At 31.5% G+C, this 14,830-nt stretch carries 18 protein-coding genes; 7 read left to right on the top strand and 11 right to left on the bottom strand.

Annotated elements, in window-relative coordinates:
- The 4 genes from ACXGQT_RS05370 to ACXGQT_RS05355 all read right to left on the bottom strand — a co-directional run bounded on the left by ACXGQT_RS05370 (position 1) and on the right by ACXGQT_RS05355 (position 4,075).
- Positions 1 to 1,422, bottom strand: a complete 1,422-nt coding sequence (locus ACXGQT_RS05370; protein WP_457830376.1) for an SDR family oxidoreductase — start codon at positions 1,420 to 1,422, stop codon at positions 1 to 3.
- A 62-nt stretch (positions 1,423 to 1,484) separates the two neighbouring features.
- The gene (locus ACXGQT_RS05365; protein ID WP_457830375.1) at positions 1,485 to 2,102 is read right to left on the bottom strand and encodes a flavin reductase family protein; all 618 of its coding nucleotides are present in this window, start codon (positions 2,100 to 2,102) and stop codon (positions 1,485 to 1,487) included.
- A complete protein-coding gene (locus ACXGQT_RS05360) occupies positions 2,099 to 3,412 on the bottom strand; it encodes an ABC1 kinase family protein (protein ID WP_457830374.1) in 1,314 nt (437 codons plus the stop codon). Before ACXGQT_RS05360 ends, ACXGQT_RS05365 begins: the two co-directional genes overlap by 4 nt.
- Before the next feature lie 3 nt (positions 3,413 to 3,415).
- Positions 3,416 to 4,075 (bottom strand): TetR/AcrR family transcriptional regulator, encoded by a 660-nt coding sequence (locus tag ACXGQT_RS05355; RefSeq protein ID WP_457830373.1) that lies wholly within the window; start codon positions 4,073 to 4,075, stop codon positions 3,416 to 3,418.
- Positions 4,076 to 4,450: 375 nt separating this feature from the next.
- Here ACXGQT_RS05355 and ACXGQT_RS05350 point away from each other — a divergent pair, with 375 nt between their 5' ends.
- Entirely contained in the window at positions 4,451 to 4,687 is a 237-nt protein-coding gene (locus ACXGQT_RS05350; protein WP_457830372.1) for a hypothetical protein, read from the top strand.
- Positions 4,688 to 4,711: 24 nt separating this feature from the next.
- Here ACXGQT_RS05350 and coaD read toward each other — a convergent pair whose 3' ends face one another.
- Positions 4,712 to 5,173 (bottom strand): pantetheine-phosphate adenylyltransferase, encoded by a 462-nt coding sequence (coaD, locus tag ACXGQT_RS05345; RefSeq protein WP_457830371.1) that lies wholly within the window; start codon positions 5,171 to 5,173, stop codon positions 4,712 to 4,714.
- Between the two features lie 12 nt (positions 5,174 to 5,185).
- Positions 5,186 to 6,166: a D-alanine--D-alanine ligase gene (locus ACXGQT_RS05340; RefSeq protein WP_457830370.1), complete on the bottom strand. Its 981-nt coding sequence runs from the start codon at positions 6,164 to 6,166 to the stop codon at positions 5,186 to 5,188.
- 87 nt (positions 6,167 to 6,253) lie between these two features.
- Between ACXGQT_RS05340 and ACXGQT_RS05335 the strand changes: the two genes are divergently transcribed.
- The 6 genes from ACXGQT_RS05335 to dnaK all read left to right on the top strand — a co-directional run bounded on the left by ACXGQT_RS05335 (position 6,254) and on the right by dnaK (position 12,129).
- Positions 6,254 to 6,805: a PASTA domain-containing protein gene (locus tag ACXGQT_RS05335; RefSeq protein WP_457830369.1), complete on the top strand. Its 552-nt coding sequence runs from the start codon at positions 6,254 to 6,256 to the stop codon at positions 6,803 to 6,805.
- A gap of 2 nt (positions 6,806 to 6,807) precedes the next feature.
- On the top strand, positions 6,808 to 7,833 hold the full coding sequence (locus ACXGQT_RS05330; protein ID WP_457830368.1) for an RluA family pseudouridine synthase: 1,026 nt from the start codon (positions 6,808 to 6,810) through the stop codon (positions 7,831 to 7,833).
- Between the two features lie 123 nt (positions 7,834 to 7,956).
- A complete protein-coding gene (gene map / locus ACXGQT_RS05325) occupies positions 7,957 to 8,721 on the top strand; it encodes a type I methionyl aminopeptidase (protein ID WP_457830367.1) in 765 nt (254 codons plus the stop codon).
- Positions 8,722 to 8,788: 67 nt separating this feature from the next.
- Positions 8,789 to 9,244, top strand: coding sequence for a DinB family protein (locus ACXGQT_RS05320; protein ID WP_457830366.1), 456 nt, complete (start codon positions 8,789 to 8,791; stop codon positions 9,242 to 9,244).
- A gap of 39 nt (positions 9,245 to 9,283) precedes the next feature.
- On the top strand, positions 9,284 to 10,042 hold the full coding sequence (yaaA, locus tag ACXGQT_RS05315) for a peroxide stress protein YaaA (RefSeq protein WP_457830365.1): 759 nt from the start codon (positions 9,284 to 9,286) through the stop codon (positions 10,040 to 10,042).
- A gap of 182 nt (positions 10,043 to 10,224) precedes the next feature.
- Positions 10,225 to 12,129, top strand: coding sequence for a molecular chaperone DnaK (dnaK, locus tag ACXGQT_RS05310; RefSeq protein WP_457830364.1), 1,905 nt, complete (start codon positions 10,225 to 10,227; stop codon positions 12,127 to 12,129).
- Positions 12,130 to 12,432: 303 nt separating this feature from the next.
- On the opposite strand, the gene ACXGQT_RS05305 is transcribed toward dnaK, so the two are convergent.
- The 5 genes from ACXGQT_RS05305 to ACXGQT_RS05285 all read right to left on the bottom strand — a co-directional run bounded on the left by ACXGQT_RS05305 (position 12,433) and on the right by ACXGQT_RS05285 (position 14,765).
- Complete coding sequence (locus ACXGQT_RS05305) at positions 12,433 to 12,975, bottom strand: hypothetical protein (RefSeq protein ID WP_457830363.1); 543 nt, start codon at positions 12,973 to 12,975, stop codon at positions 12,433 to 12,435.
- Positions 12,976 to 13,331: 356 nt separating this feature from the next.
- A complete protein-coding gene (locus ACXGQT_RS05300) occupies positions 13,332 to 13,622 on the bottom strand; it encodes a type II toxin-antitoxin system RelE/ParE family toxin (protein WP_457830362.1) in 291 nt (96 codons plus the stop codon).
- Complete coding sequence (locus ACXGQT_RS05295; RefSeq protein WP_457830361.1) at positions 13,615 to 13,854, bottom strand: ribbon-helix-helix domain-containing protein; 240 nt, start codon at positions 13,852 to 13,854, stop codon at positions 13,615 to 13,617. Before ACXGQT_RS05295 ends, ACXGQT_RS05300 begins: the two co-directional genes overlap by 8 nt.
- 235 nt (positions 13,855 to 14,089) lie before the next feature.
- Positions 14,090 to 14,293 carry a hypothetical protein gene (locus ACXGQT_RS05290; protein ID WP_457830360.1) on the bottom strand — a complete coding sequence of 68 codons (204 nt, stop codon included), beginning with the start codon at positions 14,291 to 14,293 and terminating at the stop codon, positions 14,090 to 14,092.
- 34 nt (positions 14,294 to 14,327) lie between these two features.
- On the bottom strand, positions 14,328 to 14,765 hold the full coding sequence (locus ACXGQT_RS05285) for an Hsp20/alpha crystallin family protein (protein WP_457830359.1): 438 nt from the start codon (positions 14,763 to 14,765) through the stop codon (positions 14,328 to 14,330).
- Positions 14,766 to 14,830 lie beyond the last annotated feature (65 nt).

Genomic DNA, 14,830 nt, shown 5'->3' with positions numbered 1-14,830 from the left:
TTAGTCTTTTACAATATTGTTAATCATTCCTTTAAAAATAAATCCGTGAAAAGGGAGTACAGCGTACCAATACAATCTACCTAACAATCCTTTGGGTCTAAAAACAGCTCTTTGGTATAATACGTTTTTTATCATCTTAAACTCAAGCCATGCCTCGCCTGGAGTTTTCATTTCTGCATATAAAAGCAATCTTTTTTCGTTTTTATTAGCATAAATGACTCTCCAGAAATCCAAAGCATCTCCGGTTTGAATTTCAGTTGCATGGGTTCTTCCTCTTCTTAGTCCTACTCCTCCAAATAATAGATCTATATAACCACGTAACTTCCATAAAAAATTACCATAATACCAACCATTTTTTCCTCCTATACTCCATATTTTGTTTAATGTTTTTTCTTCATCAATAATATTTGCCTGCCTTAGGTCTTTATAACAACCATAATGAGGTAAATTAATGTGTTTTCCTAGTGCATCGTTAAGTATTGGAGTGTTAACAGCATCTTTCCAACTAGATATAATTCCGTTTTGATCAATGATTTTAAAAGCATTTTTGATGGCTTTTTTATAAGGAATAGGAGATATGTTTAGTCGTTGATTGATGTCTGATTTCTTTCCAATTATTTCAACTTTCATGCTGTTTACCAAGCTAGCTGCCAAAGGATAACTTGTAGAGGTTACAAAGTACAACCAATAAGAGGATAGTTTGGGAGTCATAACAGGTACTGTAAAAATCCACCTTTTAAAACCTCTTACTTGTGCAAATTGTAATAACATTTCTTTATAAGTAAGTATTTCGGGACCAGTAATGTCATATGAATTATGATAAAGTTCAGTTTTTAATAAACCTTTTGATAAAAAAGAAATAACATCAGCAATTCCAATGGGCTGAGTCTTAGTATTAAGCCATTTTGGAGTAATCATTATGGGTAGTTTTTCTACCAAATCTCTTATGATTTCAAAAGATGCACTTCCGCTTCCTACAATAATTCCTGCTCTAAAAGTAGTCGTTGCAAAATTTCCGTTGGATAAAATGGTTTCTACTTTTTTTCTAGAGTTTAAATGTTTAGATAAAGTGCTTGCATTTACAATACCACTTAAATACAATACTTGCTTACAGTTGGTTTTATTAATGTAAGCTGTAAAGTTGTGTGCACAATTGGCCTCTAAATCAGCAAAATTTGTACTTGTGTTAGACATGGAGTGTATTAAATAATATGCAGCATCAATATCTTTAGGAATGTTGTTTAGGCTTTCTTTTTTTAGAAAATCAACTTTTATAAAAGTGATTTTGGGATGGTTTAGATAGGCAACAGGAGCTCTATTGATATCTCTTACACAGCAAACTAGATCCATGTTGTTTGTTAACAACTCGGGAATTAATCTTAGGCCAATATAGCCTGTGGTTCCTGTAATTAAGATTTTCATATTCCTGTTTTAATGCTTTAACTATACTTTAACTATGCAGTATCTATACTTTATAATAAGGGTTAAATTTTAGGTCTTTGGTATGGAAGTCTTTCTATTAAACTGGGTTTTATATATCCATCCAAACCATTAATTCCAACCACTTCTCCTTGACTTAAGTTTACAAAACCATCTTCTTGTAGTAACTCTTCTTTAAGATACAACTTTTGAATTTCACCCAAGACCAATAGAGTTCCATTTTCTTTAATAGGATATTCATTCACATATTTCATCAATATTTGAATTGGAGCCTCTTTAACAAAAGGGACTTTATAATCATCTTTATATGCTGCTATTAAATCTGTTTTGTCAAACTCATTAATTTCTGCAGGATATTTAGCACTGGTATGATGTGCCTCTTTTATAATAGCTTGATGAATGGCATTGATACTATAATATTCTGTTTCTTTAATATTATCATATGTATTTCGGGCTATTGTTGTAGGTCTAAATACCATACCTAATAAAGGAGGTTCAGATCCAAAATGGACAACAGAGCTAAATACTGATACATTCTCAATACCATTTTTAGAGATAGAGCCTATTAAGTTGGCAGATTTAATTCCTGTGACACTATTGACTAAATTTATTTTATACAAGTGTTCTAGGGAGGCTATTTCTTTGTTTGTAAATACTTTCATGCAAAATTTTTATAATTGTTTATTTGAATGTTTTTAGACTTTAAATCGAACATTAAATTATAAAGGCCAAAAAAGGTTCTGTTGATGTAAATAAAATGTTTAGAACCTCGGTTTCCATTCATTTCCTTAATTCTTGGGTCTTTGTTAAATCGTTCCCCCAATTCGGCTATTTGTCCAAAAAACACACTGTCTGAAAAATCAAAGGTTTCGGAGTGAAAAGGTTGGGTAAACAAGCTTAAAAGTTGTTTAAATAACTCCGTAAAAAAAGCAATTTCTGTAGGACCATCTTCGGAAATTAAAATTTCTAGTTCGTATAATTTTTCTTTAAATAAAGTATCATCATTGATGATTTCTGGATTCGCCAATTCAAAATAAGGGACATAAAAATCATTGGGAATACTTTTCATACATCCAAAGTCTAACGCAATTAACTCTTTGTTTTCAGAAATTAAAAAGTTTCCAGGATGTGGATCTGCATGTACTTTTTTTAAGATGTGTATTTGATACATGTAAAAATCCCACAAAGCTTGACCTAATTGCGTTCTGATATGTTCATCAGCATTGTTGATATCAAATTCTGATAAATGAACCCCTGTCATCCAATCCATGGTAATAATTCTATCCGTAGAAAGTTCAGGATAGTATTTAGGGAATTTTAAGTGAGAGATATGTTTACAAGCATTAGCAATTTCAACACTTTGTGTTACTTCTAGAATGTAATTGGTTTCCTCAATTAATTTGTCTTCTACTTCTTTAAAGTATTTGTCTGATCCTTCCCCTTTGATATTAAACATTCTTATGGCAATGGGTTTTACCAAAGCCAAATCGGAACTGATGCTTTGTGCCACTCCGGGATATTGTATTTTAACCGCTAAGGGTTGATTGTTTAAACTGGCTTTGTGTACTTGACCAATACTTGCAGCGTTTACAGAGTTTAGATCAAAAGTATCGTATAACTCACTAGGGTTTTTGCCAAAATACTTTCTAAAAGTTTTAAGCACCAAAGCAGAAGATAGGGGAGGTACTGAAAATTGTGATAATGAAAATTTTTCTACATAAGCTTTTGGTAACATGCTTTTTTCCATGCTAAGCATTTGCGCTACTTTTAGAGCACTACCTTTTAAGTCTTTTAGGCTATCGTAAATGTCGGTAGCATTAGACTCATCTAGTTTGTTTTTTGCCATGACAGCATCTCCAACAGTTTTTTCTACATTGTATTTAAGGTAGTTTATTCCAACTTTAGCTCCAGTACTAATTAGTTTAGAAGCTCTTTGTATTTTTCCTGTAGGGATGTTATCAATGGTTTTCATAATTTAAAATTGGGGTTTAATTTTTTCTTTGAAAAAGAATTTTCCAAAGTCTATAATACTTTCAAGTGGTGTGTAGTCTAATAAGTCAAAACAAGCGTTTACAGATTTTTCTATAAACAAATCCGTTTTTTCAAAAGCGGGTGAGGTATCTTCCATCCAGAATTTAATGGTAAACAACAATTGTGTCCAAGCAATTTCTTCTATACTTTTTTCTTTAAAAGTATTTAGTTTTTCTTGTTTTAGGTCTATGGTTTCAATATTTAAAGATTTGATGAATTCTTTAAATTGTTTTCTTAATGGAATAAATAATTTTATTTTTTTTAAATCAATAGTAGGTTTGTTTAAAGTGCTTAATACATAACTTCTATTGTTGGTTAAAAGCTCAAAAAAAGTAAAATAAAAAGCTAATAATTCGTTTCGGCTATCTAATTCATTATAAGATATTTCTGACATCATTAATTTGATGGTTTCTTCGTAAAAAGTAACATAAACATCAGCAGCTACTTGATCAAAAGAAGTATAATATTTATAAAAATTTTTTTCTTCAATGCCTATTTTTTTAGCAAAGGAATGAATAGAGTTAGGTTGACTACCAAAGTCTAACACGTGGTTCATGTACGCTGTTAAGATTTCTTGTTTGGTAATGTTTTTGGTGTTTTTCATGTGTAATCTTGTTGACGTTAATAAAGTTATTTATTAGTTCTACGTAATTTGTACACAAACGGTTTTATAATAAAATTAAAAAAAGGGGTAGATAGTCAAAATAATTTACAAGGATGCTAGTAAAACAAAGGGTTTAAGAGTAGTTGTAGTGGTAAAAGGAAACGTTATAAAGTCTTTCTTTTTTGATTTTTTTTGGGGCTAGGGCTTATATGGAACATAATGTTTCAGATGGGAACAAGGATTTGATGATATTGTAATACAAATACAGCTCTACAAACAGAAACTAGGAAATGTTTGTTAACGATTAGATAACATTAGGATGATGTTTAAGAAACAATGTTGAGCCTATATTTGCAATGCTAATCAAAAGATAAGATGCACTCTATAATTAAAAATATACTTTTTGTTTTTGTATTGACCGTTTCATTGTCATCACATGCCAATGGTTTGGAAAAAGGAGACCCAAAGGATTCTGAATCCAAAACAGAAACTTCTACAGAAAATACGGTAGATGCTAAAGAAGTAGAAGATGTTTTTATGCGTGTAAAAAGAATAGAAAATATTCTTACTCCCAAAAAGAAATTATATAAAAAGAAATATACCATCGCTTAATTAAATTAAGCGATTTTTTTTTGACTATTTGCTTCCGTCTATTACTGCTTGAGGGGCAAATTTTGATAAATCTCCGTTGTGTCTTAATAAATCTCTCACAATACTAGAACTAATAAAAGAAGTATCTGCACTGGTTAATAGAAAAACGGTATCTATGCCTGTTAATCTTCTATTGGTAATAGCAATGGCTTTTTCAAACTCAAAATCTGCAGGGTTACGTAACCCTCTTAATATAAAATCTGCATTTACATCTTTACAAAACTCAGTAGTTAAGCCTGTATAAGTATCAATTTTTAAGTTTGGTACGTGTTCAAAAGTTTTTTCTATAAAAGAGAGTCTTTCCTTTAAAGAAAATCTATATTTTTTGGTATCGTTAATACCAATGGCAATCACCAATTCATCAAATAAAGGCAAGGCACGGTTAATAACATCTACATGACCTAAAGTAATAGGGTCAAAAGAACCTGGGAATACAGCTTTTTTCATAATAGTTACAAGTTACTTATTTTTTATGGCCATTTCAATAGCATTAGTTAATAAGTCTGGTAAAGGGATTCCTGCAGCTTTGGCTTGTTGTGGCAATAAACTTTCAGTAGTCATTCCTGGAACGGTATTCATTTCTAAAAAGTAAGGAGTGTCTCCAATAAAAATAAATTCAGATCTAGAAAAGCCAGTCATGTTTAGAGCTTTATAGGCTTTAATGGCTTCGGTATGTAAATTTTGTAATTGAATGTCTGAAATTCTTGCAGGAGTAATTTCTTGTGATTTTCCCTCGTACTTGGCTTCGTAATCAAAAAAGTCATTTTCTGATACAATTTCAGTAGCAGGTAAAGCCAATACTTTGTTTTGATAAGTAATGACTCCAATAGAAACTTCGGTTCCATCTAAAAAAGATTCTATTAAAATTTCATGATCCTCTTTAAAAGCTTTTTCAAGAGCTATTGAAAATTCCTCTATTTTATTGACTTTGGAAATTCCATAACTAGAACCTGCATTGTTAGGTTTTACAAAACAAGGCAATCCTAGTTCATTTGCAATTTTTTCTGGATTGATGTCATCTCCTTTATCAAAATAGAAAGATTTTGCAGTGTTAATACCGTGTTTACGTAACACACTTAAACAATCACGCTTGTTAAAAGTCAATGCCATTTGGTAAGCAGGAGCAGAGGTGTAAGGCAGATCAATCATGTCAAAATATCCTAATATTTTTCCATCCTCTCCAGGCGTTCCATGAATCACGTTAAATACACAATCAAAATTGATTTTAGTTCCATCAATAATGGCTGAAAAATCATTTTTATCAACATTAAATTCTTGGTTGTTTTCATTTAAAGCTACCCATTTTTCTTTGGTAATAACTACTCTGTAAGGATTGTATTTATTTTTATCAATATGATTATAGACTACGTTACCACTAATCATAGAAATGTTGTACTCACTAGAGTATCCACCCATTATTACTGCAATGTTTTGCTTCATGAAAATAAAATTAGGGTCGTAAAAATATTAAATATTAATTCAAAACCCTACATATAGGTTTTATATCTTTGTCAAAAAACATTATAAATGAGTTTTATCAAGTTTCTAAAAAGTAAACATTTTATTATCAGTCTTTTTGTTTCAGTAATACTATTAGCTCTTATCTTATGGGGAGTTATTAAATACTTACACACTTATACCAATCAAGATCAAAAAATAGAAGTTCCAAATTTAGTAGGGCTAACCGTTGATGAAGTCAAAGTAGTATTAGACGATAAAATGTTAGATTATGTATTGTTAGAAACAGGAAGTTATAACCCAGAGATTCCTAAAGAAGCAGTTTTAGAGCAGTTGCCAGAAGCAGGACAAATAGTAAAAGAAAAACGTAAAATTTATATAACTATTAATCCTGACGGATATGCCAGTGCCCCAATTCCACCATTTTACGGAAGAACTAAAAAAGAAATTCAGCAATTAATTATCAATAGCGGATTTATTGTAGGACAGTATGAAGAAATTGATGATATAGGAACTGTTGTAAGAGGGTTAAAATTTAAAGGTCAAGAATTAAAGTCTGGAGATAAATTACCAAAAATGTCTATAATAGATGTGGTAATAGGTAACGGAGAATTAAGATAATTATGGAAGAATTTACACCAGAAATGGAGGGAGTAGAAGACAATTATGAACATTATAGATTTGTAGCCGAAGCCGGACAGCAACCTTTAAGAGTTGATAAGTTTTTAATGAATTTTGTGATGAATGTTACCCGTAACAAAGTTCAGCAAGCGGTAAAAGATGGAAATGTTTTGGTAAATGAGGAGGTGGTAAAAGCCAATCATAAAGTAAAGCCAGGGGATGTGGTAACGGTAGTATTTGAATTTGCTCCAAGAGAAACAGAAATATTGCCAGAAGACATTCCGTTAGATATTGTTTTTGAAGATGAAGAGGTAATTGTAATTAATAAGCCGGCAGGATTGGTAGTACATCCTGGTCATGGAAATTACGATGGAACTATGGTGAATGCTCTTATGTATCACTTTAAAAATTTACCAGAAAACGCAGATGGAAGACCTGGTTTGGTACATAGAATAGATAAAGATACTAGTGGATTGTTGGTTGTGGCTAAAACAGAACATGCTTTGACTCATTTGTCTAAACAATTTCACGATAAAACTTCAGAACGTTTGTATTATGCATTGGTGTGGGGAAATATAGAAGAAGATGAAGGAACTATAGAGGGAAATATAGGACGTAATTTAAAAAACAGATTGCAGCAAGATGTATTTCCTGATGGAGACCAAGGAAAACCAGCCATCACTCATTTTAAAGTGTTAGAACGTTTTAGTTATGTTACACTAGTGCAATGTAAATTAGAAACAGGTAGAACCCACCAAATTAGAGCACATTTTAAACATATAGGTCACACACTTTTTAACGATGAACGTTATGGAGGTGATAAAGTTTTAAAAGGAACTACCTACACAAAGTATAAACAATTTGTAGACAATTGCTTTAAGTTAATTCCACGTCAGGCTTTACATGCCAAGACTTTAGGGTTTGAACATCCTACCACAGGAGAAATGATGCGTTTTGATTCTGAAATTCCAGATGATTTACAACAAGTGTTAGAAAAGTGGAGAGGGTATACATTGACGAATAAGTAGATATTAGGAGTTAATAATTTAAGGAGTAGAGTTGTTAAGAAGGTGTTCGAGAAGCCTGTACTGAGTTTTGCTGAAGTATAGTCGAGAACCGAAAATAGATGATCGAAAAATGAAAAAAAAGATATGTCAATAACAAAAGAATCAGAATTAATCGGAATGAAAAAGATTAGTGAAGTTGTTGGTACTACACTAAAATTAATGAGAGAATATGCGAAAGTTGGTATGTCAACCAAAGAATTAGATGAATATGGTGAGGATATTTTAAAAAGTTATGGAGCTAAATCAGCACCTTATGAAACTTATGATTTTCCGGGATATGCTTGCATAAGTGTTAATGAGGAAGTTGCCCACGGAATTCCATCTGAAAATAAAATTCTTAAGGAAGGAGATTTGATAAATATTGATGTATCAGCAGAATTAAATGGATTTTGGTCTGACAATGGAGGTTCTTTTGTACTTGGAAAAGACATACATAATCATCAACCACTTGTAGATGCATCAAAAAATATCTTGAAAAAAGCTATAACCAACATAAAGGGTGGAGTTAAAATAGCTGACATTGGACAAATAATTGAAACAGAAGCAAAAAAATCTGGATTTAAAGTAATTAAAAACTTGGCGGGTCACGGTGTTGGGAAAAGTTTACACGAAGAGCCTGAAAATATTCTAAATTATAGAGTTAAAACAAATCGAGAAAGATTTAGAAAAAATACGACAGTCGCAATTGAAACTTTTATTTCCACAAAATCAACTATTGCATTAGAATTAAACGATGGTTGGACTTTGGTTGGTGACAAAGGAGGTTATGTGACACAGCATGAACAAACAATTTTAATAACGGATCAAGAACCTTTGATTTTGACCGAATCAAATGAAATCTGGAATTAAAAAATAGAAATAACACAGGGATCCTAAGTTAATTATGATAACTTGGAAATAAGAAAAATGTGAAGCAATGGAAGCTGTATTTAATATTTGGAAAAGAAATAGAGAAATATACTTAACATATTTAAACAACTATTCTGTTGAACAGTTAAATAAAATTCCAGAAGGTTTTAGTAACAATCTTATCTGGAATATTGCTCATGTTATTGTTTGCCAACAAGTATTGGTTTATAAATTTTCAGGATTGGAGACTTATGTGTTAACTGACATGATTAAAAGTTATGGACCTGGAACCAGACCTACTAAAGAAGTATCTGCAAAAGAAGTAGAAATGTTAAAAACGCTTTTGTTGACATTGATAGATAAAACAATTTCGGATTATAAAGACGGAAAGTTTATCAAGTATAAAAAACTAGAAACCAGTATGGGGTTTCATATAAATTCAATACAAGGAGCAATAGAATATAATAATTATCACGAAGGCTTACATCTTGGCTATATCATGAATATTAAAAGGTTTGTGTAAGTTCTTAAATTCGTTCATGATTAAAAAATATAAAGAAAAATGAAAATTGTAGTATCACCAGCAAAATCATTAGACTTTGAGTCAGAAATTCCAACAAAAGATTTTACACAAGGAGTCTTTCTAGAAGAAGCAGAAAAACTAAATAAAGTTTTAAAAAAGAAGAAACCTAAAGAATTAGGAGATTTGATGAAAATTTCTGAAAAATTGAGTGATTTAAATTGGCAACGAAATCAAGATTGGTCCTTGCCTTTTACTCTAGAAAATGCTCGTCAGGCAGTATTTGCGTTTAACGGTGATGTATATGCAGGGTTAGATGCTTATTCATTAACAGAGGAACAAATTAAAGTTTTACAAGATAAATTGAGAATTTTATCGGGGCAATACGGAATTTTAAAACCTTTAGATTTAATGCAACCCTATCGTTTAGAAATGGGAACAAAATTAAAAATAGGAAGAAAAGAAAACTTATATCAATTTTGGGGTGATACAGTTACAAATCAATTAAATAAAGAATTGTTAGAGGAGGATGTTTTTATAAACTTGGCAAGTAACGAATATTTTAAAGTAGTAAAACCTAAATTGTTAAAAGTACCTGTAATTACTCCTGATTTTAAAGATTATAAAGACGGGAAATTAAAAATGATTTCCTTTTTTGCTAAGAAAGCACGTGGCTTAATGGTGCGTTATATCATCGATAAAAATATTGAGACCATAGAAGGTTTAAAAGGTTTTAATTATGAAGGTTATGCTTTTGATGCCAACTTGTCTACCGAAACCAATTTTGTTTTTACCAGATAAAACCATCAAATTACAAACAATAACAAGGCCTTTCAATATTTTATGAAAGGCTTTGTTATTTTATAGATTTCTGACAGCCTGTCACTTCTTTCTGACAATTTAGGGATTGGTTCTTAGTGGCACACAAATTGACTATTTGTAAGTGTAAAAATGAATAAACAACGTATTAAATAAATATAATTATGAGTAAGATTATCGGAATTGACTTAGGAACTACGAACTCTTGTGTTTCTGTAATGGAAGGAAACGATCCAGTAGTAATTCCTAATGCTGAAGGAAAAAGAACCACTCCATCTATCGTTGCCTTTGTTGAAGGAGGAGAGCGTAAAGTAGGAGACCCTGCAAAAAGACAAGCAGTAACCAACCCAACCAAAACAATTGCATCTGTAAAACGTTTTATGGGGAACAAATTCTCTGAGTGTACTGATGAAGTATCTAGAGTACCATATAAAGTTGTAAAAGGAGATAACGACACTCCACGTATTGATATTGATGGTCGTTTGTATACACCTCAAGAGGTTTCTGCAATGACTTTGCAAAAAATGAAAAAAACTGCTGAAGACTATTTAGGTCAATCAGTTACAGAAGCTGTTATTACAGTTCCTGCATATTTTAACGATGCACAACGTCAAGCAACTAAAGAAGCTGGAGAAATTGCAGGTTTAAAAGTACAACGTATCATTAACGAGCCTACTGCTGCTGCATTGGCTTATGGTATTGACAAAAAAGGATCTGACCAAAAAATTGCTGTTTACGATTTAGGAGGAGGTACTTTTGATATTTCTATCTTAGAAATTGGAGATGGAGTTTTTGAAGTATTGTCTACAAACGGAGATACTCACTTAGGAGGGGATAACTTTGATGAGGTGATTATTGACTGGTTAGCAGATGAGTTTAACGCTGCTGAGCAAGTAGATTTACGTAAAGATCCAATGGCTTTACAACGTTTAAAAGAAGCTGCAGAGAAAGCTAAAGTTGAATTGTCATCTTCTACTCAAACAGAAATTAACTTACCATATGTTACGGCAACTGCAAGCGGTCCTAAGCACTTGGTACAAACTTTAACTCGTTCTAAATTTGAGCAATTGGCTGCTGATTTGGTAGTGCGTTCTATGGAGCCTGTTAAAAAAGCATTAAAAGATGCAGATTTAGATACTTCAGATATTGATGAGGTAATTTTAGTAGGAGGATCTACTCGTATTCCAGTTATTCAAGAAGAGGTTAAAAAATTCTTTGGAAAAGAGCCTAATAAAGGAGTAAACCCAGATGAGGTTGTTGCTATTGGAGCAGCTATTCAAGGAGGAGTTTTAGCTGGAGATGTAAAAGATGTATTGTTATTAGACGTTACACCTTTATCTTTAGGAATTGAGACTATGGGGAATGTATTCACAAAATTAATTGAAGCGAATACCACTATTCCAACCAAAAAATCTCAAGTATTTTCTACGGCTGTAGATAACCAACCTTCTGTTGATATTCACGTATTACAAGGAGAAAGAGCAATGGCTGCAGATAACAAAACTATTGGACGTTTCCAATTAACTGATATTCCACCAGCACAAAGAGGAACTCCTCAAATTGAAGTAACTTTTGATATTGATGCCAACGGAATTATTAAAGTTTCTGCTGTAGATAAAGCAACTAATAAATCTCAAGAAATTAAGATTGAAGCTTCTTCAGGATTGTCAGAAGAAGAAATTGCTAAAATGAAAGCAGATGCTGAAGCAAACGCAGAGGCTGATGCAAAAGCAAAAGAAAATGCAGAAAAGTTAAACACTGCTGATCAAATGATTTTCCAAACAGAAAAGCAATTGAAAGAAGTAGAAGGAAAACTTCCTGAAGATAAAAAAGCTCCTATTGATGCTGCTTTAACTGAATTAAAAGCTGCTCACGCTGCTAAAAACATAGAAGGAATTGATCCTGCTATTGAAAAGTTAAACACTGCTTTACAAGGTGCTGCTGCTGAATTCCAAGCGGCTGCTCAAGAAGCACAAGGAGGTAATGCAGGAGCTAAACAAGAAGAGCCTGCTACAGCATCTAACGGAGGAGACGATGTAGAAGATGTTGACTTTGAAGAAGTAAAATAATGAATTGATAAATATTCAGGTTGATAAAAAACCGTTTCATATTTTTGAAACGGTTTTTTGTTTTTTTATAAGATTGGTGTATATGGTTGATTTTGCAACGGTTTTGGCTAGGCTTTGTGCGGGGTTGAAAATCGGCCAGATTTTCGAACACGTACTAAGCTGAAGCTTTTTGTTTGGATTTGTTTCTTTGGTTTTCACAAAGCCAAATCAACAAGATTTGGCGACCTAGTAAATATACACAAAACTTTGAAGTAAGCACAGAACCCGCATGAAGTTTAGCCGGTGTTGTGTGCTGTTTATTATTTATACTTTTTCAAATTTATTTTTTGTTTTTCTCCACTCTTTTTTAAACATTAAATATCCTTTGTGGTCATATTCGGACTCAGGAATTGTCTTCTTTATGTCTTTACTAAAAAACTCTTCTATTTTATTAATAAATTGAATAATTTGCTCTGAATATTCTTCTATTTTTATTTTAGTTATAGTATTTGATTCTGTAGTTAAGTTTACATAAGAATTGTCGTGTTCAATCCACCAATTATATCCATTGTCCATCTCTGTTTCAATTGTCACACATTCATCTTCTGGTAAATGGTTAAGGTGGTGTCCATCTGTTGGAAGTAATATTCTAAATAGTTGATTTTCTTTTGTATGATTAGACTCTAATGTTCTTAGTAAATGTAATCCGCTTGCACTTATATTTAACCATAAATCTGGTTTAACAACTATTTCTGTTCCAATTATTACTTTCAAATATCCGTGTGCACATCTATCATATGGAGCTGATTTTTCTCCATTATACCAACCTATTTCAATGATTTCTATTTCAAAAGTAGAATTTAACATTTTATTTTTTTTAATTGCACACAACATGTTATATCCGTACCTACTACTTTGTGGGTTGGTCTGTTGTTTTGTTTTTTATAAAAATACCCAATTAAAGGCATGATTGAAAGAGATACTTATGCACAAAAGCTAAAAGTTCTTCACAAATAAAATTTTAGAAGGAGGTTGGGGAATAAAGCTGTTCTCGATACTTCTTTTGCTTTCGTTGTCACTACAGTAAAAGAAACTCGAACTGACATTGTTGTTGGGGGGGTGAGAGTTTTGTTTCTTTATGAGGTTTTGGTAGATAAAAAAATGTAGTAGGGCAGTAGGGTGCACTAACTATGAGCAGGTGTTGGCCACCGTAATTTTTTTCACTAAATGAGATTGTTCAGATCTTGTTTTCCAATTATAGCCATAATTTCAACAACGTTACTATGATTTATTCTATAATAAATACTGTCTGAACCACAAGTGCAACGTCTATAATCTTTTTTTAAGAAATCTACAGATTCAAGTGAATACGGATTTTCAGCTATAGTTTCAAAATACTCAAAAAAAGAATTAAAATTTTTGTCGGCTTTTGCCATTCCAAATTTTTCAACCCCATAATGATGAATTCTCACTAAATCTTCTTTCGCAACATTGCTTAATTTGAATTTAGCCATTAAGCAAAGACTTAGATTCAGCTAATATTTGTTCTTTAGTGTCGTTTGTAAATCCACTTTTCTCAGCTTTTTCAAGTTTAGAACTTATCCAGTCTATTTGTCTTTGTTGTTTTCTAGCTTGTCTTATCAAGTCATTAACAAGCTCACTCTTACTAGAATACTCTTTGTTGTCAACTTGAGATTTTAACCATTCATCATTTGGTTGTGTAAATGAAATACTTTGTCTTGCCATGAGATTCACTTTTGATGTAAATTTACATCAATAAAAGGTTTCTAACAAACAATATAATTTAAAATGTTTATTTTCAGATTGTTGGTTTTTATAAAAATAAAGAGTTTGTCTGAAAAGTATTAGAAAACGTCATTCTGAATTTAGTTCAGCATCACACTATGTTTTTAAATAGTAGTGATGAGGAACTGAAACAAGTTCAGTTTGACGAAATTTTACTTTTCAGACAGCCCTTTTTTTATGAAGCTAGTTGGTATTTGTAATTATTAAAAGTAGCCTCAATAATTGTGTGATATTCTTTAAACTGTTCTTGTAATAACCAATTTTTTAGTTCCACTATTTCAGAAGGAGTTAACCACTTTTTAGATTTCATCAATTCTTTAATAAATAAATTTTTGTGGTTTACTACCTGACTTAATACTTGTTTTTGTAATTCTACCATAGCTTATAAAATTAAAATACATGTTTAAAAAAGGTTAGTTAACTTCTATGAGTTTTATAGGTTTTGGTTTGGCCTCTTCTTTTTTAGGAATAAATATTTTAAGTATTCCATCATCATAATTGGCCTTAATTTTTTCTTGCTCAATACTCTCAGCCAAAGTAAAAGACCTACTAAATGATTGATAACTATACTCTTTAATAGAGTATTTTGGTGACTGTGTGTTGTTGGTTTCTTCTTTTTTTTCAGAAGATATGGTTAGTTTACCATTGTCTACCTCTATTTTAAAATCCTCTTTTTTAAAACCAGGAACCGCCATTTCTATAGAGAATCCATCATGGTTTTCAGAAATGTTCACCAATGGAATAGAGGTATTTGTTTTAGAGAAATGCTTATCTGAACTATTTAACATATCGTAGTTAAAAAAACGATCAAACAAGTCTGGGTACGAATTTGAAAATTTTACTAAAGACATAACATTAAATTTTTAAGTTAAACAATTTATTTATGATGTGTTTTTCAAAGAAAATGCCAATTGTA

The sequence above is a fragment of the Wenyingzhuangia sp. IMCC45467 genome, assembly GCF_054111205.1.
The sequence above is the reverse complement of the archived record's forward strand: the minus strand, read 5'-3'. Positions and strand labels throughout refer to the sequence as shown.